This window comes from Pollutimonas sp. M17, from assembly GCF_025836975.1.
In the GTDB taxonomy this organism is placed as follows: domain Bacteria; phylum Pseudomonadota; class Gammaproteobacteria; order Burkholderiales; family Burkholderiaceae_B.
The window spans coordinates 1,283,484-1,306,679 of record NZ_CP107548.1; the positions used below are offsets into that span (position 1 = coordinate 1,283,484).

Annotated in this window: 13 protein-coding genes and 1 tRNA gene; 4 read left to right on the plus strand and 10 right to left on the minus strand. The window is 65.3% G+C overall.

What is annotated here, in order from left to right; translation table 11 throughout:
• Positions 1-12 precede the first annotated feature (12 nt).
• Positions 13-2,805 (minus strand): ATP-binding cassette domain-containing protein, encoded by a 2,793-nt coding sequence (locus tag OEG81_RS06145; RefSeq protein ID WP_264131825.1) that lies wholly within the window; start codon positions 2,803-2,805, stop codon positions 13-15.
• A gap of 16 nt (positions 2,806-2,821) precedes the next feature.
• On the minus strand, positions 2,822-3,613 hold the full coding sequence (locus tag OEG81_RS06150) for a thioesterase II family protein (protein ID WP_264131826.1): 792 nt from the start codon (positions 3,611-3,613) through the stop codon (positions 2,822-2,824).
• A 162-nt stretch (positions 3,614-3,775) separates the two neighbouring features.
• Between OEG81_RS06150 and OEG81_RS06155 the strand changes: the two genes are divergently transcribed.
• The 4 genes from OEG81_RS06155 to OEG81_RS06170 all read left to right on the plus strand — a co-directional run bounded on the left by OEG81_RS06155 (position 3,776) and on the right by OEG81_RS06170 (position 15,414).
• Positions 3,776-4,627, plus strand: coding sequence for a phytanoyl-CoA dioxygenase family protein (locus tag OEG81_RS06155; RefSeq protein WP_264131827.1), 852 nt, complete (start codon positions 3,776-3,778; stop codon positions 4,625-4,627).
• Positions 4,628-4,786: 159 nt separating this feature from the next.
• Positions 4,787-5,113 (plus strand): antibiotic biosynthesis monooxygenase family protein, encoded by a 327-nt coding sequence (locus tag OEG81_RS06160; protein ID WP_264131828.1) that lies wholly within the window; start codon positions 4,787-4,789, stop codon positions 5,111-5,113.
• A gap of 51 nt (positions 5,114-5,164) precedes the next feature.
• On the plus strand, positions 5,165-8,401 hold the full coding sequence (locus tag OEG81_RS06165) for an amino acid adenylation domain-containing protein (RefSeq protein WP_264131829.1): 3,237 nt from the start codon (positions 5,165-5,167) through the stop codon (positions 8,399-8,401).
• Positions 8,398-15,414, plus strand: a complete 7,017-nt coding sequence (locus OEG81_RS06170) for a non-ribosomal peptide synthetase (protein ID WP_264131830.1) — start codon at positions 8,398-8,400, stop codon at positions 15,412-15,414. Before OEG81_RS06165 ends, OEG81_RS06170 begins: the two co-directional genes overlap by 4 nt.
• Here the strand turns inward: OEG81_RS06170 and OEG81_RS06175 are convergent.
• From OEG81_RS06175 to OEG81_RS06210, 8 genes are all read right to left on the minus strand, one after another.
• On the minus strand, positions 15,378-16,172 hold the full coding sequence (locus OEG81_RS06175; RefSeq protein ID WP_264131832.1) for a 4'-phosphopantetheinyl transferase family protein: 795 nt from the start codon (positions 16,170-16,172) through the stop codon (positions 15,378-15,380). The two genes, OEG81_RS06170 and OEG81_RS06175, sit on opposite strands and share 37 nt — an antisense overlap.
• Positions 16,173-16,353: 181 nt before the next feature.
• On the minus strand, positions 16,354-16,719 hold the full coding sequence (locus OEG81_RS06180) for a hypothetical protein (RefSeq protein ID WP_264131833.1): 366 nt from the start codon (positions 16,717-16,719) through the stop codon (positions 16,354-16,356).
• A 740-nt stretch (positions 16,720-17,459) separates the two neighbouring features.
• Positions 17,460-17,535, minus strand: a tRNA-Asn gene (locus tag OEG81_RS06185).
• A 97-nt stretch (positions 17,536-17,632) separates the two neighbouring features.
• Positions 17,633-18,175, minus strand: a complete 543-nt coding sequence (locus OEG81_RS06190) for a ferritin-like domain-containing protein (RefSeq protein ID WP_264131834.1) — start codon at positions 18,173-18,175, stop codon at positions 17,633-17,635.
• 168 nt (positions 18,176-18,343) lie between these two features.
• A complete protein-coding gene (locus OEG81_RS06195; protein WP_264131835.1) occupies positions 18,344-19,915 on the minus strand; it encodes a DHA2 family efflux MFS transporter permease subunit in 1,572 nt (523 codons plus the stop codon).
• The gene (locus tag OEG81_RS06200; RefSeq protein WP_264131836.1) at positions 19,912-21,093 is read right to left on the minus strand and encodes an HlyD family efflux transporter periplasmic adaptor subunit; all 1,182 of its coding nucleotides are present in this window, start codon (positions 21,091-21,093) and stop codon (positions 19,912-19,914) included. Before OEG81_RS06200 ends, OEG81_RS06195 begins: the two co-directional genes overlap by 4 nt.
• Before the next feature lie 14 nt (positions 21,094-21,107).
• The gene (locus tag OEG81_RS06205) at positions 21,108-22,508 is read right to left on the minus strand and encodes an efflux transporter outer membrane subunit (protein ID WP_264131837.1); all 1,401 of its coding nucleotides are present in this window, start codon (positions 22,506-22,508) and stop codon (positions 21,108-21,110) included.
• Between the two features lie 160 nt (positions 22,509-22,668).
• Complete coding sequence (locus OEG81_RS06210) at positions 22,669-23,187, minus strand: MarR family winged helix-turn-helix transcriptional regulator (RefSeq protein WP_264131838.1); 519 nt, start codon at positions 23,185-23,187, stop codon at positions 22,669-22,671.
• Positions 23,188-23,196 lie beyond the last annotated feature (9 nt).

Genomic DNA, 23,196 nt, shown 5'->3' on the forward strand with positions numbered 1-23,196 from the left:
GTCTCCTGGCGATCAATCGACGGCTTCCATATCGACCTCCCGGTCGCCCATCCGCCGTTTCAGCATTTCTTCCAGCTTGGCGTCCAGGCGCCTGTCCAGCGTGGCGGCGATGGCTTTTTCGAGGTCGGATTGCTGGTCGCTGCTGCGGGTCAGGTCGGCCACGCGGGCCAGGTCGTTCCGGCTGAGCGACAGAAGCAGGCAGGGCAGCCGCGTGCGGCACGTGGTCGGATGCGGTATGCCTTCCAGCAGCGCAAATTCGCCAAGGAAGTCACCGACCTCGAGCACTTCCATGGTCAGGGACGAGCCATCCTTCAGCAGCACTGTGCTTTCCACGCTGCCGCGCGCGATGATGTAGAAGCGGCCTTCGGTCGTGCCTTCGATGGCCAGCACGGTGCCCGCCTCGACCTCCTCCACCCGCAACATGCCGCGGATGCGTTCCAGCTCCTGCTCCTCCGCGGTGGCGAATATGGGAATCTTGCGCAGGCGGTCGACCGAGATGCCGACATCGCGGCCCGCATTGACAATGGCGATGTCGGATTGCTTCTCCCACATCCCGGCGTACACGCCCTGCCTGGCCAGCAATTCGGCATGGGCGCCGGTTTCGACCAGCCGGCCATCCTTGAAGACGCAGATCATGTCCATGTCGGGGCAGGAGTTCAGGCGGTGCGTGACGGAGAACAGCATGCGGTCCGCGCTGATGCGTCCCAGGGTTTCGTTGATGGCCGCCTCGGCCTCGGCGTCCAGGGCCGACGTGGCTTCGTCCAGCAGCAGTATTTGCGGGTTGCGCAGCAGGGCGCGGGCAATGACGATGCGCTGGCGCTGGCCGCCGGAGAGCAGTTTGCCGCCTTCGCCCACATTGGTGTCGTAGCCTTGCGGCAAGCCGACGATGAAGTCATGGATCTCGGCCGACCTTGCCGCCTGCTCGACCTCGGCATCGCTGGCATCCATGCGTCCGATGCGGATGTTGTACCGGATCGATGCCTCGAACAGCGTGGTGTCCTGATTGACCACGGCCATCATCGACCGCAGGCGGTGGTTGTCCACTTGGCGGATATCGGTGTCGTTGAGCAGGATGCTGCCGCTCATGGCGTCATAATTGCGCGACATCAAATTGATGATGGTGCTCTTGCCCGAGCCCGAGGGCCCCACCAGCGCAATGCGCCGCGGCGCGGGCGATTCCAGCGTGACGTCTTTCAGGTTAAGGCGGTCGCCGTTATAGCTGAACGACACATTGCGGAAGGCGATCCGCGACAGCGGCGGCTCCAGTGCGGCGACGCCGCGGCTGTCCGGCTCATCGTCGGGATGGTCCAGCAGTTCGTCGATGCGCTGCCAACTGCCTATGGCCTGGATGGCGGACGGCAGCAAGGCGGCGATGCCGCCCGCCGCGCCGCCGAATGCCAGCAGCAGGCCGATATAGGCCACGACGACGCCGCCCGACACCGTGCCGTTCAGGGACAGCACCGCGCCCAGGCCGATGATGCCCAGCTGCGCGGCGCTGATGGCGAACACGGTTGCGCGCCCCGTCAGTTCGCCCAGCAGGTATTGGCGGTAGCTGGCGTCGTAGATGGTTTTACTGCGTTCGTCGAACTGGCTGCGGCGATGCCGGGCCAGGTCGAGCGTGCGTATCACGGGCAGCAGCTGCACGGTTTCCTTGATGAAGCCCACGACCTTGCCGTCTTCCACCTTGCGGGCATACGAGGCCTGCACTGCCAGGCGCCCGACCAGCCGGGGCGCCGTCAGGGCGATGGCCAGCATGGTGATGGTAGCCAGAGCCATCCGCCAATCGAGCATGATGGCGGTGATCAGCGACCCCATCATCAGAAAGGCCTTGGAGATGATGCCCGGGATGGCCCGGACGATGCCGTTCTCGACGATGAAGATGTCGTTGTTGAAAATGGACACGATGTCGCCGCTTTCAAAGCGGCCCAGAGACCGCGACGACAGGCCCAGCAGTTTGTCGAAAGTGCGCTGGCGCACGTCCTTCAGGGTGCGGGGCCCCAGCGTGGATACGCTGAAGTCGATGGCCAGCCCGGCCGATGCGGTGACCAGGAAGCCGCCGATGAGATAGGCCAGCGTGCGCCAGATGACGTCGGCATTCTGCGGCGTGATGCCGTCGTCGAACAACTGGTTCAGCCAGATCGGCATCAGCATGGCGTAGGCGGTCTGAATCAACACCCCGATGCCCAGCGTGATGCAGAAGAAACGATGGGGGCGCAGCTGCCGGGCCGTCCAGGCCAGGAAGGGGCCGGCGCCTTTGGCGGGCTGCTCGTCGGCCAGCGACTCTTCCCATTGCAGCTCCAGCATGGCTTGCGACTTGCCGGTGGACGCATGGCACACATCATCCATGGATGCCTCGGTAGCCAGGGCGCGTCCGAACTTGGCCAGGCCCTGGGCGCCATGGGTGTCGAGCAGGAAACGTACGAAGGCGCCCGCCCTGACGGCATCGCGTCCGGTGCCGGTGCCGGAGGACAGGCGGCTGTACAGCCCGTCCAGATCGCCCGCTTCGGCCACGCCGATGTTGCCCGCGCCATCGGCGCTTCTTGTGGCGTGGCGCAGGACGCCGGTTCCGATGAAGGCCAGCGCGCCGGCTGGAATGTCGAGCCGCTCGGCCAGGATGCGCTCGACCAGCAATCGCTGGGCGTCGGCCCCCGGGGGACGGGAACCCGCCAGGGCGGTGGCGATGCCGGCGCCGCGCTCGGGGGCGGGCAGGCCAAGCGCCTGGCATGTCTGTAGTTCCAGTTCCTGGAGCTTATGGGTGTGCGGCCTGAACCAGCGATGAATAATGGCCTTCAGTCGTGATTGCACACTAACCTCTTCTTTTTCAGTTGCTGTTCATGGGAGCCACGTCCTGGGCGGCGTGGGCGGACAAGGTGGCGGCCCGCATCAGGATGCGGGCAAGATCGGCGCTGTGGGTAGCCCAGAAAAAATGCCCGCCATCGCAGGGAATCAATCGGGTGGAGGCGGATGTGACCTTTTGCCAGGCCTGAAGCTCTTCGGAAGAAACCGATGGATCGCTGCGCAATCGCAGGACGTCGATGGGTACGTCCAGGGCGTCGGGGGCGTATCGATAGGTGTCGCAGGCTTCGAGGTCGGCGCGCAGGGCATGCTCCAGGCCGGAAACGGCCCAGTCGTCCGCATCGCCGCCGGCCATGCCGAAGCGGGCCGCCAGTTCGGCGCTCAGTTGCCGGGCGGGGAGACGGTACAAGGGGGTATCGGCGGCAGGCATGCAGGGCGACCGGAAGCCCGACACTACCAGGCGGGCCGGCCGGATGCCGTCTCGGGCTAGACGTTTGGCGGTTTCGAATGCCAGCAGGGCGCCATAGCTGTTGCCGACCAGGATCAAAGCTTGGGCTTCGTCGATGCGAAGAGGCGGGATATGGGAAAGAAGGGCGTTTGCGATGCCATCGGCGGCGGCGGTGGCCCGCCGGGGCGGGCCGCCGCCCCTGTCGGACGGCTGGCGCGGCAAATGGACCGCCATGATTCCAACGTTGTCGGGCAAGGCGGCCGCCACCCGCCCGGCCGACAAGGACGAGCCGCCCGCATGCGGGAAAAACAGGAAGGTGGGCTGGCCCGACGCGGCGGCCCGCAAGCTGACGACCCAATGCAATGGCATGGATTCTGTCGCTGGCGAGGTACCGGCCGTAGTGTCCATATCAGGAAGCCTTCCGCTAACATGCTGTTGCTGTGGCAGTCGATGATTGTATCAGCTATTGTATCTAAACATGACTTATGTATAGTTGCTTTACCGGACCTACACACTAACAGGCGACGCAACATGACAGCAAGCACTCTATTTCCGCCCGACGCGGCCGCAGCCTACGAACGCGATGGCGCCATCTGCCTGCGCGGCGCCTTCAGCGCCGATTGGGTGGAACTGGCCTGCCAGGGCATCGAGCGCAACATCGCTCAGCCCAGCCCCTTGTTCCGCAACCTGGGCACGCCGGACGGGGGCTTTCTGTCGGACATGTGGGGGCGCCGGTATATTCCGGAATTCGAACGCTTTTGCATGGAGTCGCCGGCCGCGGCCATTGCCGCGCAGGCGCTGCGGTCCAATCCGGTGCGGCTGGTGCAGGACACCTGGTTCAACAAGCTGCCCGGCGCTTCGGCGCGCACGCCCTGGCATCACGACACCGCGGTTGCGGGGCCGTTCTGTTCGATCTGGGTGGCGCTGGATCCCACGCCCAGGAATGCCTCGCTGGAGTTCGTCGCGGGGTCGCACCGATGGGGCGGAACCTTGATGCCGCGATCCTATTTTTCCGGGGACGGCGACGCGGCCGAGCGCTTCTATACGGAATTCCATGGCGATGCCGGCCGCGAGGAGTCCGGCTTCGGACAGGTGCCCGACATCGAGGCGGACCGCGGCGCCTACGACATCATCGGCTGGCAACTGGAACCCGGCGATTGCGTGCTCTTCGACGCCCGCACGCTCCATGGCGCTCCCGGCAACCATCTTGAACGGCCGCTACGCCGTTTTGTCACCCGCTGGATCACCGAGGAGTCCGTGCTGTCGCCGCACGGCAGGGATGTCATCGGCGCTTTGGCGGCGGCGGGCCTGCACGCCGACCTGGAGGTCGGAAAGCCGATACGCGGGCCACTGTTTCCTGTCATCACCGTGACACCTAGATAGTCGAGAATCCTGTAACAGCCCAGTATCATACGTAGCAATTGTTGACGATTGTTACCGTCGCGGTATACAGTTCGCCATTCGACGGTTTGATTTCAAGGGGCCGGACTCGTCACATCTTGTTTGCAGTTCAATGTAGTTCAACCTCAGGAGACTGACATTATGGCTGGTATGTTCCTAACAATTACTCGCGCAAACATCAAGGCTGGCAGCGAACAAGAAGCACGCTCACTGCTCGAAAAATCGCTGCTGCCCAACGACGGCTCCAAGCCGGGCGACCACATTCCGGGCCTTATCGGTTTTGGTTTGATGCGCTCCAAGAAGGATCCCTCCATGTACGGCCTGGCAACGGTCTGGAAAGACGAAGCCTCCCTGGACGCGCTGTCCTCCAACCCGAATGCGAAAACGGGCGGCCACTGGGTGGAGAAGTTCATGAAGTTCACCCAGGGCGACGTCAAGGGCGAAGGCTTCTACATCGAAAGCCTGTAAGGCGCTTTCATCAAAGGGGAGGTTCCAGACTGGTTTCTCCCCAACTTTTTCGTGCAAGCCAATCCCGCTGCCGTACTGCGGCCCATCGAAGACGCCTACCCGCTTACCCGGATGCAGCAGGCGTTGCTCATGCGCTGCCTGGCCTATCCCGATCAGCCGTTGTACATGGGGCAATGGTGGGCCGTGCTGGAAGGCGCGCTCGATGCCGCCGCCCTGGCCGCGGCCTGGCAACAGGTTGTGGATCGCCACACCGCCTTGCGCAGCGGCTTTCATTGGGATCTCAAAGACCATCCGTTCCAGGTGGTGCACCGTCAGGCCGCACTTGCCGTCGACCAGCTCGACTGGACTTCGTGCGCCGACTGGCGGCTCCGCCTGGACGACTACCTGGCCCAGGACCGGGCGCGCCCCTTCGACATCCGCAAGCCCCCCCTCATGCGGGTGGCATTGCTGCGCCTGGCGGCGGACCGCCATGTGCTGGTGTGGACGCGCCATCATCTGACGGTGGACGGCTGGTCGCTGGGCATCATCCTTGACGAGGTGTTTGCGCTGTATCGGTCGGGCACGGCCGGAACCGCGCTTTCCCTTGCGCCGGCGCCGGCGTACCGCCGCTATGTCGACTGGGAGAAATCCCGCGATCCCGCCGCCGCCATCGAGTACTGGCGAGATGTGCTGGCCTCAATGCCGGAAAGCGGCGGCGCCGGCTCCGTATCCAGTGCGGATGCGGCCAGCCCCGTCATTCGTGCCCACCGGATCCACCTGCCCGCAGCGCTGGCGAACCGGCTCGAGGATTTCGCCCGGACCGCTCACGTCACGGTCAATACCTTGGTGCAGGCGGCATGGGCTCTGGTGCAGGCCCGCCTGCAAGACAGCGCCACAGTCATTTTCGGCGCGGTCGAGGCGCTGCGTCCGTCCGGGGCGGAGAGCGGCCAGCTGGCCGGGCTGGTCGGCATCCAGATACAGATCCAGCCCGTCGTTGCACAGGTGGACGAGCGTCCCTTGGGCGACTGGCTGCGGGCTTTGCAAAAGCAGGCGGCATCCGCGCGCGACGCCGGCTCCATCGGCATGGACGACCTGCGCGCCTTGCTGGACATGGCGCCCGATGTCCTGCCCTTCGACAGCCTGGTGGGGTTCCAGAACTACCCGCTGGACGAAGAGGGCGCTCTGGCCGGCACCGGGCTGGCCTTGGCCGAGACGGGCGACGTCACCTTGCCCGACATGCCGCTGAACCTGATGGTGGAGCGCCATGACGGCGGCCTGGCCGTGCATCTGATGGTGGACGAACGCCATGTCGCGGCCGCCGACGCCGCGCTGCGGATGGACATGCTGGCCCATACCCTGGGTATGCTGCCGGGATCGGCCGATCTTGCCGTCGATCGCATCGACGCGGTGCCGCCGGCCATCGCAAAGGCGCTGCTGGACTGCAGCGTGGGCGCCCCTCAAACGCGGTCCGCCGATACTACGGTCATCGAAGACATCCTGGCTCACGCCATGGGACAGCCCGATGCGCCGGCCCTGGTGCATGGCGTTGAATCCCTTACTTATGCAGCCCTGCTGGGTACCGCCGCGCGGATTGCGCTGCGGCTGCGGGCCGCCGGCATAGAACGCGGCCATCGTGTGGCCATCCATCTGGAACGCAGTCCCCTGGGGATAGCCGCCCTCCTTGGAACCCTGATGTCCGGTGCCGCCTACGTGCCGCTGGACGTGAATTCACCGGCCGAGCGCAAGCGCTACATCGCATCCCAGGCCGAGGCGGCTGCCGTGATCGGCATCGGAGAGCCCGGCTTCGCCGGCCCGGCGCTGGTCGACGTGGAAGACCTTGCCGATTTTTCCGCAGCGGATGCCGGAACGGCCTTGCGGGAAGCCGCGGCGGCCGGCATGCCGCAAGGCCAGGACGAAGCCTACGTCATCTTCACATCGGGTTCGACCGGGCGTCCCAAGGGCGTGTCCGTCACCCATGGCAATCTGGCCTATCACGTCGCCGCCCGGATGGCTGCCTATCCCGACAGGCCCAATCGCCGCCTGCTGCTGACATTTCCATTGATCTTCGATGGTTCGGTCACGGGCATCTTCGGCACGCTCGCCATCGGCGGCACGCTGGTGTTGCCGCGCGCCATCGAAGCCAACGATCCGGATCGCCTGGCTGCGCTGATACGCAGCGCGGCCGTAAGCCAGACCATCATGATCCCGTCGCAATGGAGCCTGGTCCTGTCCGCCGGTGAAGCGGCCGATTTTGCGACGCTGCAGCTGGCCGTCGTGGCCGGCGAGGCGTGTCCGCCCGATCTGGTTGAACGCCATTGCGCCAAGCTGCGCCACCTTGTGCTGGCCAATGAATACGGCCCCACCGAGACCACGGTCTGGGCCACCTGGGAGTCCTGCCGGCCTGGCGGCGCCGGCGTTCCCGTGCCGATAGGGCGTCCGATTCCCGGTACGCGGACGTATGTGGTCGATAGCCGAAATCGCCTGTGTCCGGCGGGCGTGCCGGGCGAGCTCTGGATAGCCGGACCAGGCGTTGCACAAGGCTATGTGGGCCAGGCCGCGCTGACTAGCGAGCGCTTCGTACTCAATCCTTTTCACGACGATCCGGGCTATGACCGTGCCTACCGCAGCGGCGATCGCGTCGTCCTCGGGCACGACGGCAAGCTGCGCTTTCAGGGGCGCGCGGACGAGCAGGTCAAGATCAGCGGCTACCGTATCGAGCTGGCCGAAATCGAAGCCCGGATGCGCGACATGGCCGGCGTGGAAGAGGCCGTTGTGCTGGCCTTGCGCCAGGGCGGCCAGACGGCGCAGCTGATTGCGCATGCGGCGGGCGCGCACGTGCCCGGCAGCGAGGCGGTGCTGCAGCATCTGCAAGGCGTGCTGCCCGCCTACATGGTGCCGCAGCACATTGTGCTCCATGAGAAATTGCCGCGCACATCCGCCGGCAAGGTGGACAGGCTGAAGCTGCCTGAGCCCCAGCGCCTGCAAGGCGCATCCGCGCCGCCTCAGGGCAAGACGGAGTGCGACGTCGCCATGATATGGCAAGCCGTGCTCGGCTGCGCTGCCATAGGCCGGCACGATAATTTCTTCGCCATCGGAGGCCGGTCGCTCGATGCCATGCAGATGGTTTCCCGCCTGCGCCGCGACCTGAAACTGGCCGTCGAGCTGATCGACTTGTTCGAAGCGCCCGTGTTGTCCGACTTTGCCCAACGGCTGTCGGGCCGCGAAGCAGGCCAGGAGCCCGGCCTGCGCAAGCGTACGCGCACCCGTGTAGACCTGTCCGGCGGGGTGCCGTCGGGCGCCGCGCAATGAGCAGCGGGTATATTGCTTCGGCAAGCTTTGCGCAGCAACAGCTGCGTTACCAGGGCATGTTGCAGGAGGGAGGGTCCGAGTATGCCGTCCCCCTCGTCATTTCCATAGAAGGCCAGCCCGATCCCGATGCCCTGCATCGCGCGTTCGACGCCCTGATCGAGCGCCACGACGTATTGCGCGCCGCGCTGCCGCTTGTGGACGGCGTTCCGGTGCAGGCCATTGCCGATGACAGGCGTATCGAGCTTGTGCGTCTTGGCAAGATCATTCGCGACCCGGATGCCTGGCGACAGGAAGTCACTGGCGCGACCGGGGCCATGCTGGCCCAGCCCTTCGATATGGACAAGGGCCCCTTGCTGCGTGCGGCGCTGCTTCAGCCCGCCCACGGCTCGTATGGGGATTGCCCGATGGCCATGGTCATCGTCCTGCACCACGCCATCGCCGATGGCGGATCGCTGCCCATCATGCTGGACGACCTGGTGGCCGCCTACGACGCGGCGCGGCGAAATGCGCCGCCCAGCTGGGATGAACTGGCCTTGCAGTATCCGGACTACGCCGACTGGGAGCAGGATCGCTTTGGTGCGCCGGACGCGCCGGCCCTGGCCGACGCGTTGAGCTACTGGCGCGGCGCGCTGGATCAGGTTCCCGCCATGCTGGATCTGCCCCTGGATCACCGCCGCGGGAAAGGCGGATCGCAGGCGGGGGCGGCCGCAAGGCTGGTGCTGCCGCGTGAAAAGGCGAAGGCGCTGGAAGACCTGGCGCGGCAACGCGGAACCACGCCTTTTCTTGCCTTCCTGGCGGTTTTCTTTACCGTCCTGCATCGCTGGAGCGGCCTGGAAGACCTGGTGGTGACCGTGCCGGTGTCGAAACGGACGCGCCCGGAATTGTCGCAACTGGTGGGCATGCTGGTCGATACCGTGCCGCTGCGCATGGCCTGTACTCCCGATCTAAGCTTCGCTCAGCTGCTGGATGCGCTGCGGCAGGCGTTCCAGGACGGATTGCGGCACCGCGATGCGCCGTTTCAGCGTATTGTCCAGGCATTGGGCATCGAACGGCGGTCCGGTGTGCCGCCGCTGATGCAAGTCCTGTTCGGAACGCTGGAAGCCGGCTCGTTGCCGCGGCGGGCGGCGGACGACACACGGTTCGGCATCATCGACGACCAGGCCGACCAGGCTGCCAAGGCGGATCTCTCTTTCGTCTACCGGGCGGACGGCGACCAGCTGGAATTATGGTGCCGTTACGATCCGTCGATATTCGAGGCCGGGACCATAGAACGGCTTCTGGACTGGTTCGGCACCGTCATGGCCGGCGCCGCCAAGGCGCCGGACCAGCCTCTGGGCGAACTGCCCCTGATCGACCCGGATGCAGGCCGCGCGCTGATCGCCCGTTACAACGGCCACCGGCAGGCGTATCCGCGTGACGCTTCCATCTCCGGCTTGTTCAACGAGGTAGCGCGCGCCTTTCCGGACCACGTTGCCATCGACGACCGTGGCCAGCGCATGAGCTATGGCGCGCTGGCCGGGCAATCCGCCCGCCTGGCCAGCGCGCTGGCGTCGGCCGGCGTCGGCCAGGGCGATGCCGTCATGCTGGTTCTTCCCATGTCGGCGCGGTTCATTGCGCTGATGCTGGCCGTGCTGCGGCTGGGCGCCATTTATGTGCCGCTGGATCCCGCCCATCCAGCAGCCCATCGCGCGCGGCTCGCGTCGTCCATCGGCGCGCGCGCGGTGATCGTGGACAATGGCGATGCCGGCAAGGAGCTTTCCCGCGATACCTTCAGTGCAACGGCGTTGTTCGAGTCCGCGGCCGTACTGGCACCCCTGGAAGAGATCGAGGTGGCCGCGGGCGCCGCGGCCTATGTGATGTTCACCTCGGGGTCGACCGGCGAACCCAAGGGCGTGGCTGTACCGCAGCGCGCCATCGTTCGCCTGGTGCGCGACACCAACTATGCGCAATTCGGGCCCGCCACCCGCGCCGCCGTCTATTCCAACCCTTCCTTCGATGCGTCCACCCTGGAGCTCTGGGCGCCGCTGCTCAATGGCGGCACGGCTGTGATCGTCGACAAGGAATCCGTACTCGATTGCGGGCGGCTGAGACAGTTGCTGGAGCACAATCGCATCAATGTCTTTTGGGTGACCGCCGGCCTGTTCCAGGAACTGGCCGGGATCGACCCCGGCGTCTTTGCGGGCGATCGCCTGGTCATGACGGGCGGTGACGCCGTCAACGGCGATGCGGCGCGCGCCGTGCTGGCCGCCAGCGCCGGCACCGGATTGCGCCTGCTGAACGGTTACGGGCCCACTGAAAACACCACTTTCAGCACCTTCTACGATCTGTCCAAGCTGGATCAGGACAGCCTGGACGTTCCCATCGGATCCCCCATCGCCAACAGCACGGTCTACATACTGGATCGCCGCGGGCAGCCGCTGCCGCCCGGCGTCATCGGCGAGATCTATGTCGGAGGCGACGGCGTGGCCATCGGGTATGCGGGCGATCCGCAGCGCACGGCGGCCGTTTTCCTGCCCGATCCCTACGACGACCGGCCCGGGGCGCGCATGTACCGCAGCGGCGACCATGGCCGCTGGCGTTCCGATGGCACCGTGCTTTTTGCCGGACGCGACGACGACCAGATCAAGCTGCGCGGCTTTCGCATCGAGCTGGCGGAGGTGGCCGCGGCCCTGGGACGGCATCCCGGCCTTCGTGCCGTCCATGTGGCGGCGCCCCGGCACAAGGGCGACCGCCAACTGGTCGCCTATGTCGTTCCCCTTGCGGCGCCGCCCGCCACGGCCGACCTGCGCCGGTTTCTGGAAAACCTGCTGCCGGCCCACATGCTGCCTCATGCCTATGTCGTACTGGATGCCTTGCCGCTGAACGCCAATGGCAAAGTGGACCGCAAGGCGCTGCCTCCCGTTCAGGACCAGCACCTGGACGGAGCGGCCGAACGGGTGCCGCCGCGCAGCGAGGAAGAGGGCATATTGCACGGCATCTGGACCACGCTCCTGGGACTGGAGGGCGTGGGCATCGACGACAATTTCTTTCATGTCGGCGGGGACTCCATCACCGCGATACGCATGGCGGCGCGGGCGACGGCCGCCGGGCTTCCTCTTGCTCCCACCGACGTGTTCCAGTTGCAGACCATCCGGCAACTGGCCGAGGCGGCGGCGGGCGCCAGGGCCCGTGCGCGGCGCATTGCCAGCGAACAGATTTTCGATGCCGAACTTGTTCCGGCTTCGCCTCATGGCGGCACCGGCCGGGCGTTCCTGCTGGCCAGCCTGCGCCTGGAGCGTCCCATAACGGTGTTGGAGCTGGCACTGGCCATGCAGCGCCTGGCCGAACGGCATGAAGCGCTGCGCCTGCGATGGGTGCGGGACGGCGAGGCCCAGCGTGTGGAAATCATGGCCTACACCGCGCGCCTGCCCATACGCACGGTGGAAGTCCCGGGGATGTCCGACACGCAGTTGCGGGATTGGGTGGATAGTCACGCGGAACGCCTGGGCCGGGGACTGCAGCCCGAGAACGGCGTCATGGTGGCCTCCACCCTCGTCGACCGCCGGCGCGGCGGGGGAGATGTGGTCGTGCTGGCCTTGCACCGGGCCATTGCCGACGAAAGGACGGCATCGATCTTGCTCGGGGATCTCGACGATGCCTTGATGGCGGTCGCGATGCCCGCAGCGCCGGTGGAACATACGGGCGGCCTGGGGGCCTGGCTGGACTGGTTGCGGGCGCATGCCGATGCGCAGGCGGCCGGCCCCGGCCTGGTCGCGCTGGAGGCCGCCGCGCAAGACACGGGCGCCGGACTACCGGCTGCCGGCCAGGCGAGCGACCGGGACGCGATGGCGGCCCATTGCCTCCTTGATTCCGCCGCCACAGAGGCCCTGCTCGATCTTGCCGCAAAACAGCTGATGACCTCTCCGCTGGACCTGCTGTGCACCGCGCTTGCCGAAGCGGCGGCGGCAGCTTGCCAGGGAAATACCCTGCTGATCGAAGTCGTCGATACGGAACGCCGGCCACCCCGGGGCGCTCCGGACACCAGCGCCCTGGCCGGCAATCTGGAATGCGTGCTGCCTGTCGCCGTCCCTGTCGGACCCATGGCCATCGAGGCCCGCTTGCGGGCCGTCAAGGCGGCCAGACAGGCCGTCGAGCCGGCGGGGCCGGTGTTCCGCGTGCTGGCCCATACCTTCGATCTTCCCGCTGCCGGCGTCGGGCTGGCCTGGTCTTCCGCGCAGTGCGCGAACACACGGACGGTACTGCATTCACCGCCCGCCTTTGGGCCTTCGGTGCGCGGCATCTTGCTGGCCAGCCTGCATGGAGGACGGCTTCGCCTGGCCTGGGCCGGGCAGGAACCGGCCGGCGGCGCAAGCGATCTGCTGCGGCGCATGGCCGCCATTCTGGAAAACGTCGCCCTGGCCGGCGGGCAGGGCGCGGGTCCCCTCTACACACCGGCCGATTTTCCGCTGGCCGAGCTCGGCGAAGGCGAACTGAAAACCCTGTTGGCCGGGACCCGCGATGTCCAGGACATCTACCCCCTGTCGCCCATGCAGGAGGCGATGCTGGTGCATACCTTGGCGGCGGGCAAGTCGGAGATCAACTTCGAGCAAAGCTGCATGCGCATACGCGGCGCGCTGGACCTCGATGCCCTGGCCCATGCCTGGCAAACCGTTCTCGACCGCCATGACGTGCTGCGCACGGCCTTCCACTGGCGGGGATTGGCGCGTCCCATGCAGGTCGTGCACCGCCGCGCCGATCTGCCGCTGGAGCTCCATAGCTGGCCCTGCTTCGATCCAGTGCGCCTGGATGAATTCCTGGCGGCGGATCGCGAGCGCGGTTTCGACCTGTCCTCGGCGCCTTTGCTGAGGCTGCACGCCATACAGACCGCCCATGACGAACTGTACCTGGTATCCAGCTTTCATCATCTGCTGGTCGATGGCTGGTGCATGGGGCGGCTGGAGCGCGAGGTGCGGGCTTCCTACGAAAGCTTCCGCAGCGGACGGCCGGCCCTGCTGGATCAGCCCGCCGCGTACAAAAGCTATATAGATTGGCTGTCGCGCAACGACAGCAGCGCAAGCCGCCGTTTTTTTGCCGATATGCTGCGCGATCTGCCGCTGCGCCGCCGCTTGCGCGCGCCTGCACGTACGGCCGCGAGCGGCTACGCCACGGCCCGGCTGACCTTGCCCAGGCCGGCCACGCGCGCCCTGGTGGCATTCACTCGCCGGCGCGGATTGACGCTGGCGGCCGCCATGCATTTCGCCTGGGCCGTGTGGCTGGCAGGCCGCCTGGACTGCCGGGATGTGGTCTTTGGCACAACGGTCAGCGGACGGCCCGCTGGGGTGGCCGGGGTGGAAAGCATCGTCGGCCTGTTCATCAACAACCTGCCTGTCCGGCTTCGCCTGGATGAGCACGCGACAGTGGGCGACGGCCTTGCGCAACTGCATGGATTGCTGGGGCAACTGCAGCAGCATGCCTATTTGTCGCCCGCCGGGATTGCCGAAGCGGTCAGCGCCCCCGCGGGCGCCGGAGCCCTGTTCGATACCCTGGTCGTCGTCGAGAACCTGGCGTCCGGAACCAGCGCCTGGGCGGGCGCCGAAGGGCTGACGGTGGAGACGGTGCAGTCGCGCCTGAAGACGGCGTATGACCTGACCTTTATCGCCGTTCCGGGCGACGCCATGGTGCTGTCGCTGGTGCAGCCCATCGATGATCGTGAGCCCGAAGACGCCCAGGCCGCTCTGGAGGCTCTTGCCGCCATCCTGACCGCGCTGCCGGATGCCGCGGACGAGCCCCTGGCGGCGCTGCCGCGCCCCGTCCCCGTGCCGCATGTGGACGTGGCAGCAAGGTCCGCCACAGGCGGCCTGCGCTTGTCGACGCGTCCGCGCAGCACGCTGGAGGCGCGTATCGCCGCCATCGTGGCCGGCCTCGCTCCCGGCCAGCCGGAAACCGATTCGGCCATGGGCGCTTGCGGGCTGGACACGGATTTCTGGCAGCTGGGGCTGACCTCGCTGGAGCTGACCCAGCTTGCCTTGAGGCTGGCCGAGGCGCTGGACAGGCCGGTGCCCATTGCTCTGCTGCTGGAGCATCGGACCATCGCCTCCCTGGCGGCGGCCATACAGGAAGGGCAGAGCTGGTCGCCGATCGTGGTGATGAGCGACCCGCGGGCGCGGGAAGGCGGGCAGGAACCCTTCATCTGTGTACACCCCATCGCCGGGGATGTCAGCGTCTTCCTGGATCTGGCGCGCGCCATGCCGCCGCGGATTCCATTCTGGGCGCTCCAGGCGCCGGGGCTCGAAGAAGGACAGGCGCCGCTGCCCACCGTTCAGGCGCTGGCCGAGGCCAATCTGCAGGCCCTTGCCGCGCGCGGCAAGCCGGCGCCCCGATGGATAGGCGGCTATTCGTTCGGCGGCATGGTCGCCTTCGAGATGGCGCGCCAGTTGGCGGCGCAGGGGCGCATGCCGGAGCGTATCGTCATTCTGGATACACCCGCTCCCTCGCCGCGGGCCTCCATCCTGAATGTCGACCCCGACCGTGCCCAGGCCGAGTGGCTGCTGCGAATGGTCGATGTGCGGGCGCGTTTTCAAGGCAGGCAGACGCCGCTGGAGTTGAACGAACTGCTGGCCTTGCCCGCCGAGCGGCGTTTCGATCTGGCGTTGGCGCGTTCGCATGCGGCCGGGCTGCTGCCGCCCGCGGCCACGGCATCCTGGCTGCGGCGTGCCCATCATTGCAGTCTTGTGCAGTATGAGGCCTACCTTGCCTACCTGCCTGTCTCGTCCAGTTGCCGGGATCTGCCATTGGCGATAGTCAGGGCGGCCCAACCCCGCGCGAGCGACCTGGGTGACGATGAAAACGCCCAATTGGCGCTGCCTGCCATGGGATGGCAGGCCTATACGGACATCGCCATCGCCGTGCGCCATGTCGATGGCGACCACGTCAGCATGCTCGGCCAGGACACCGCCGCTCAGGTGGCTCAGGCCATCGACGGTCTATTGCGGGAAGATCAGTCCTTGCAGCGCAAGGCCAGGGCGGCGGAGTAGCCGGCCGGCGCAGGCAGCGCAAACACATTGCAGCGGCCAAACCCGCCGGTGTGAATCATTGCGCCGTCGCCGTTCGGCTCCTGGGCCGCCAGGCCTGTTTCAAGCGTCTTGAAATCCAGTTGCAAGCCTTGCCCCACGGCCTTGGACACTGCTTCCTTGGCCGTCCAGGCATAAAAGAAAGCCCTGGACCGCATTCCATCGTCCAGGCGCTCCCAGCGCTGCGCCTCCAATGGAGACAGAATCTGCGCCGCCAGGCCGGCCAGGTCGCTTGTGTGGCGCATATGCTCGATATCCACGCCGACTTCCGCTCCCTGCGAGATGGCGATCAAGGCATAGTCGCTCGAATGGGCCACATTGAAGTGCGTATCGCTGCTGCCGCCCGCCAGGGTGGGCTTGCGGAACCGGCCATAGTCGAAATGGATATCGCCGGGACTCTTGCCCAGATGTTCGCCGAGCACAAGCCGCAGCAATGCCCGGACCTGTATGAAGACATCGCGCGCGGGCTGAACCAGAAATGAGCCGGCCCGTTGCCGTTCCTGAGGCGACAGCAATGCAAGGCAAGCCGCCAGGGTTTCGGGATCGTCGGTCATGCGCCACTGCCGGACGTGGCAAGGGCCGGGCCGGCCTGGACGGTCCGCCGTATCGAGCCCGGCCTGGCCATCGGCCAGCACGATACGCAATGCGTGTATGGCTGGCGGGCCGGTGACGGACGTCTTGCCATCGAGTGCCGCGGTACTCTGACTCTTACTTCCGCACATAGCTCTTCTTTCCGCTATCCGAATACCCGCTTCGTATGCGTTATGCAATGAGGCTCCCATGAGGCGGCGTACGTCCGTCTCGTCCATGGTTTAAATTTGTTACTTGTGAGCTAGTTTAAGCGGATTCGCGTTCGCATTGAACAACTATCTTGATGGGGATCCGCATGGGGAAGCGGGAAGCTCAGGGCCTGCCTTCGGGCGAACCGCCGGCCTGGGCTTCGGGTGAGGGCGCTGTTTGTTCCAGCCCAAATCGGCTTGGCCCCTCATGGCAGTTGATCGTGGAACTCAGGTTGGAAATGATCGTGTTCCAGGTCAAGGTGCTCAGGAAGGGATGCCACTCGGGCGGGGCCACAAAACGCAGCTTGCCGCCGACCCGCCAAACCGCTGCCACTGGAGCATGTAAGCCGGCTTTGGCTGCGGACACCTGCAATTTATCCAGCGCCGCTCTGCGTTGCCAGGCAGGCCGTCCTTCGAAGCTGCAGTCCAGAGGCACGACAATTATTTCCCGTCCCCGATGATTGAATATCGCCAATCTGGTTTTGTACATACCGGCCTCCTTCTTCGAGGCGCTATAGCTGGTTGTTTAAAGCTACTCCGGTAGTTTTACCTAAGCAATCAACAATATCTCCTACGCTATTCGTCCTAGCCGCTCTTCTCGAAGTGATATTCTTGGCGCTCGAAACTGGGTTTGACCCCGTGCCTGCGGGTTGTTCGCTGGATATAAATTCGCAGGTGATGCAGGAGCGTTGAAATACGCAGGATGCCGCAGGGACAAGCAAAAGAAAACCCGCCGGGGCGGGTCGTGTCGACTCGAGAAGATGCTTAGTATGGCAGGCTCGGGAATCTTTCCTTCATCTGCAGAACGACTCGCTTGTGCAGGCGGGCAATGGACCGTTTGCGCGCCTCGTCATCTGCCCGCGAGGGTGGGTTTGGCGGTGCATTCATGCCATTGCTTGCGCCCCATTGCTGTGCTGAGGTCTGTAGGAGTAGGGTATTCATATATTCTCTCTTTGCGCCACCTTTGGTGCCGTGCGTATTGTTATGTCACATCACCCAGAGTACGCTACATAGCCACGATTACCTAGCTATCGATTGAAAGTAGGTGAGACAGCCTGCCGGGACGGTTGGGGACAAATTTCTGACGCACCTGGTGCCGAATTGCTGCTGACGTCCGCCGCGTCAGGGTCATTGAATATGCGACAGCGCACATATTCCGGCACATATAGCTAAAAACACATATAGCTAAAAAGTAAGGGCCTACATTTTCATGTAAGCCCTTGATATTCTTGGCTCCCCGAACTGGGTTCGAACCAGTGACCTGCGGATTAACAGTCCGTCGCTCTACCGACTGAGCTATCGGGGAATTAAAGAAGCGAAACTATAGCATATATTTTCGCTGCCTCGCAAGCCGGCCGCCGCACAGCCTACGCCGTGCGGTGTCGACGCAACTGAGAATGGCCTCAGTCCAGCAAATCCTTCATGTCGTCGGCATGCTCTTCTTCCACCGCCATGATGTCGATCAGCAGGTGCTTGGTAGTGGGGTCGGAGTCGCCGATGCGCTCTATCATCTGCCGGTACGATTCGATGGCGACGCGCTCCGCGATCAGGTTGGCGCGTATCATGCCCTTGATGTCGGTGCACTCGTCATATTCGGCGTGGCTGCGCTGTGAGATCGTGGACGGATTGAAATCCGGTTCGCCGTTCAACTGGACGATGCGCTCGGCGATGCGGCCGGCGTGGTCCTCCTCTTCCTGGGCGTGTTGCAGGAATTCGGCCTTGATGGGTTCGTTGACCAGGCCCGTGGCGGTGTAATAGTGGCGCTTATAGCGCAGCGCACAGACCAGTTCGGTGGCCAGCGCCGCATTGAGCATTTCAATGATTTCCTGGCGGTTTCCCTGGTATCCGGGCGGCACCGCGCCGTCGTCCAGCTTGCGCGCGGCTTCGCGTATGGCGGCGACGTCGATGGGTTGTTTGCTTGCTGTATTGGTCGATGCTGAGTTCATGGTTATCCTTGTCTTGTATTGACGAAAAGGCAGGCAAGGGCGCCTTTGCAGGCGCCCGCCATAGCTCAGGGGATCAGCAAGTTCCGTGCCGGGCGGGCGGTGCCAGGCGGCAGCTTGTCTTTCGGCCGCGCAGCCGCCCTGGGTCGCGGCGGCTGCGTGGCGCGATGTTCAGTGCGCGCCGGCTCCCGCGCCGCCGGCCGATCTGTTCGAGGACGGCTTGGCCATCCAGACGAGCCCGATAAGCAGCAGGAACAAAATGGCCGAGGCATAGAAGATGTCGGTGGCCGACATGGTGAATGCCTGCTGGTTGATCATGTTGTTGATCACGGTTGCGGATTGTTCATGGCTGAAGCCCCTTTGCTGCATGCCGTTCATGATCGCGTCGAAGGCGGGTTCGCCGGGGCGGGCGGCCTCGGTCAATTGCGCGTGATGCAGGCTGGCCCGGTTCTCCCACAGGGTCGTGGTGATGGAGGTGCCGAAGGCGCCGAACACCAGCCGGACGAAATTCGACAGTCCGGCGGCGGCGGGGATGCGATGCGGATCCAACCCGGCCAGGGTAAGGGTGGTCAGCGGAATGAAGAATGTCGCCATGGCCGCGCCTTGTATGAAGGTGGGCAGCATGATGGTGTACAGGTCGGCCTGCGTGTTGAAGTCGGCCCGCATGTAGCTGATCAGCGCGAAAACCAGGAAGGCGAAGGTGGCGATCATGCGCGGATCGTGCCTGGACAGCATTTTTCCCACCATGGGCGACATGATGATGGCCAGGATGCCGACCGGCGCCGAGGCGATGCCGGCATAGGTGGCCGTATAGCCCAGAGTGCTTTGCATCCACAAGGGCAGCAGCACCACCGTGCCGAAGAAGAGCCCGTAGCCCACCGAAATGGTGATCACGCCCGAGGTGAAGTTGCGGAACTTGAACAGCGTCAGGTCGATGACGGGGTGCTTGGCCGTCAGTTCCCAGATGATGAAGAACACGAAGGCGACGACCGCAAGCACGGCCATGACGGTAATGGCGCTGCTGGCGAACCAGTCCAGTTCCTTGCCCTTGTCCAGCATGAGCTGCAGCGCGCCGACCCACAGCACCAGCAGACCAAGCCCCACGGTGTCTATGGGCAGCTTGGCGCGCGGCGATTCCCGGTGCTTGTACAACTGCCACGATGCCCAGCCCGCCAGCAGGCCGACGGGAACATTGATGTAGAAGATCCATGGCCAGCTGTAGTTGTCGGAGATCCATCCCCCCAGCAGCGGCCCGGCAACCGGCCCCACCAGGATGGTCATGGACCACAGCGCCAGCGCCATGCCCGCCTTGTCCTTCGGGTAAGTGCCCAGCATCAGCGACTGCGACAAGGGGATCATGGGGCCGGCCACCGCGCCTTGCAACACGCGGAAGGCCACCAGCGATTCCAGCGACCAGGAAAATCCGCAAAGCCAGGACGAAATGACGAACAGCAGCACGGACAGAACGAACAGGCGCACCTGGCCGAAGCGCTGGGTCAGCCAGCCCGTCAGGGGAACGGTAATGGCGTTGGCCACCGCGAACGAGGTGATCACCCAGGTGCCTTGCGTGGCGCTGACGCCCAGGTCGCCGGCGATGGTCGGTATGGAAACGTTGGCGATCGAGGAGTCCAGCACGTTCATGAAGACGGCCGAGGACAAGGCTATCGTGCCGAAGAGCCGGGCCCGTCCTTCCAGCGGCGGGTAGGCTGCGGCCGGCGCCGCTTTAGTGTCCGTAGAACTCATGAATCCAGGTTTTCCTTGATGATACGCGCGATCAGTGCATCGGCTTTCCCGCTGTCATCGGTGAATACGGCCGTCTTGAAGCCCGTATTGCCGACGGTGGCTGCGCCTTCCTCCGGCTCCGACAGATCCACTTCCACCTGCATGGAAAGGCCCACGCGCAGGGGGTGCGAGGCCAGTTCCTTTGGATCCAGCGCAATCCTGACGGGCACCCGCTGGACCACCTTGATCCAATTGCCGCTGGCATTCTGCGCGGGCAGAAGGGCGAACGCGCTGCCGGTGCCGGCGGCCAGCCCCTGGATTTTTCCGTGGTAGGTGATGTCGCTGCCATACAGGTCGGCGGTCAGCGTCGCGTTCTGGCCCGGTTTCATGTGCCGCAGCTGGCCTTCCTTGAAGTTGGCTTCGACCCAGACCTGGTCCAGCGGAACGAGAGTCATGAGCGGTGTGCCGGGCGCCACATGCTGGCCCACCTGGGCCGAGCGTTGCGCGACCAGACCGTCCACCGGCGCGGGCAGGCGCGTGCGGCTGTCGGCCAGCCATGCCTTGCGCAACTGATCGGCCGCCTGCATGACGTCGGGATGGGCGGCGACGGTGGTGCCGGCTGTCAGCGCCTGATTGGTTTGCAGCTTGGCCTGCGAGGCGGCCAGCGCGGCCTGCGCCTGGGCCAGGCCCGATTGCGCGGCCTTGACCGCCGTTTGCGCGTGCAGGATTTCTTCGCCGCTGACGCCGCCGGAGTGCGCCAGCGTCTGCCGCCGCTTCAGGTCGCTTTGCGCCTTGGCCAGATCGACCTGCGCGCGCTCGATGTCGGCCCGGCGCACGGCCACGTCGGCCTCCAGCGCGTCGTTCTGGACGAAGATGGTGCGCGTGTGGCGCACGGCCTGGGCCAGGGCGGCTTCGGCCTGGGCCAGCGCAATGCGCGCGTCGCTGGGATCCAGCTCGATCAGCAGGGCGCCCTTGCCGACGGTTTGCGTATTGTCCGCGCCTATGCCGATGACGGTGCCGGGAATCTGCGAAGTGACCTGGACCAGGTTGCCGTGCACATACGCATCGTCGGTGGATTCATAATTCGAGGCATAGATGGCCCACCAGATCGCGTAAGCGATGCCTATGGCGATGAAGACAAGCGCGGCGAGAATCATCAGGGGCTTGCGCCGGGATGCCGATTGGGTTGGGGTGCTCATGGGGGTCTCGTGTATCAGTGTGTGGTGGTTTCGGTCTTGTAGCCGCCGCCCAGGGCGGTGGCCAGTTGCGCGTCCAGCTTGTAGGCCTGGGCGAGCATGTCGGTATTCAGGATGGCTTGTTTCTGCACTTCGTTCTGCGCCAGCAGCACCTGCACGAAGTTGCCCAGGCCGGACTTGTAGCGTTTCACGGCAATGTCGTAGGCCGAGGTGATCGCCCGCAGGCTGGCGGCCTGGTCGACAATCTGTTGCCGCAGTGCGCGTATGGCCGTCGTGGCGTCGGCCACTTCGCGCACGGCCGTCAGCAGCGTCTGGTTGTAGTCGGCGATGGCCAGCTCGCGTTCGGCGCGCTTGCTGTCCAGTCGGGCGTTCAGTGCGCCGCCATGGAAAATGGGCAGGCTGATGGCCGGGCCGACCCCGTAGGTCTGGCTGCCCGATTGCAGCAGGTTGGACAGGCCCAGCGACATGAATCCGGCAAAGGCCGACAGGTTGATGTTGGGAAAGAACTCCGCCTTGGCGGCGGATATTTCGCTGGCGCTGGCTTGCACGCGCAGCCGCGCGGCAACGATGTCCGGACGGCGGCCCAGCAGTTCCACGGGCAGTTGATCCGGCAACCCGGCCGGCCCGTGGGACAGCGCGGTTTCCTGTATGCGCTTGCCGCGTTCGGGGCCGGCGCCGGCCAGCGCGGCGATCTGGTTGCGCAGCAGATCGGCGTTGGTGGCCGCCTGGCTGAGCTGGACGCGCGCCGCCGAGACCGCCGAGTCCGCCTGGTTGGCCTCCACTTCGGTGTCCAGGCCCGCCGCCACCCGCTGTCGGGTGATGGCCAGAACGTCCTCCTGCTGCTTCACGATCAGGGCGATGACGCGATGCTGCGCCAGCGCGTTTTGCAGATTGAAATAGCTTTGGACCATGGCGCCGACCAGGGCGTTGCGGGCCACCTGGACGTCGGCCGCGCTGGCCTCGCGCTGGGAAACGGCGGCGGCGTAATGGGCGCGATTCCTGCCCCACAGGTCCAGGTCGAAATCCAGGTTCAGGCGCAGGCTGTTGTCCGTCTGCATGGAGCCGCCGTAGGGCGGCGGATAGATGTAGTTTTCCGAGAAGCGTTCGCGCAGCATGGTGTAGTTGGTATTGAGCTGCGGCAACTGGACCGCGCGCGCGCCGCCGACGGCGGCGTTGGCCATGTCCAGGCGGGCGCGCGCCGCCGCCAGCGAGGGGCTGCCGGCAAGGGCCTCGGCAAGCAGGCGGTCGAGCTGAGGATCGTCGTAGCGCCGCCACCATTCCTCGGTGGGCCAGGCCATGTCATGTTCTTGCAGGCCCAGTTGCGCGCCTTGCAAGGGCGCCGAGCCAGGCTCGCCCGGAGGGATCGCGGCGCAGCCCGACAAGGCAACGACCAGCAGGAGGGAAAAAAGTGATTTCATGTTTTTCTACGGATGGAAGGCGCTTGCGGCCTTGCTTACAAAAAGCTGAATTTATCTGACTAGTTGGTAACTGCCTAGGCAATTATATGGCGAAAATAATGAGCGACAAAAGAAAAAAATGCGTGACGATGCCGAAGGGCGGGCGGGGCCGGGGGAGCCCCTAATGCCCTTTGGTACAGGGCAGATCGGCGCCGGGCAGGCCGTTGGCCAGCATGCGATGCAGAAGGTCGATCAGGGATTCCACCTCGGCCTTGCTGAAGCCTTGCAAGTGGGCGTTCAGTGTGGCGGCGATCGCCGGCATGATCTGCTCAGCCACTTCGGTGCCCGCTTCGCTGAGTTCTATCCGGACCACGCGGCGGTCGTCGGGACAGCGATGCCGGGTGACGAAGCCCTTGGCTTCCAGCCGGTCCAGCGTGCGGGTCATGGCGCCGGTGTCCACATGCGCGCTGCGCGCCAGTTCGGCCGGCGTGTTGATGTCCATGTACCGTATCATGACCAGCGGGCGCCATTGCATGGCGGTAAGCCCCAGCGGCGATACGTGCTGGTCGATCATGCGGTTGAGCGAGCTTTGCACCTGCTTGACCAGAATGCCGATGTTGCTGTCCTTGCTGGACAGCAGCAGGGCGGCCGAATAGAAGGTTTGCTTGCGGCGGCTGGCGGATGTTGCGGGCTTGCTCATGCAGCGATT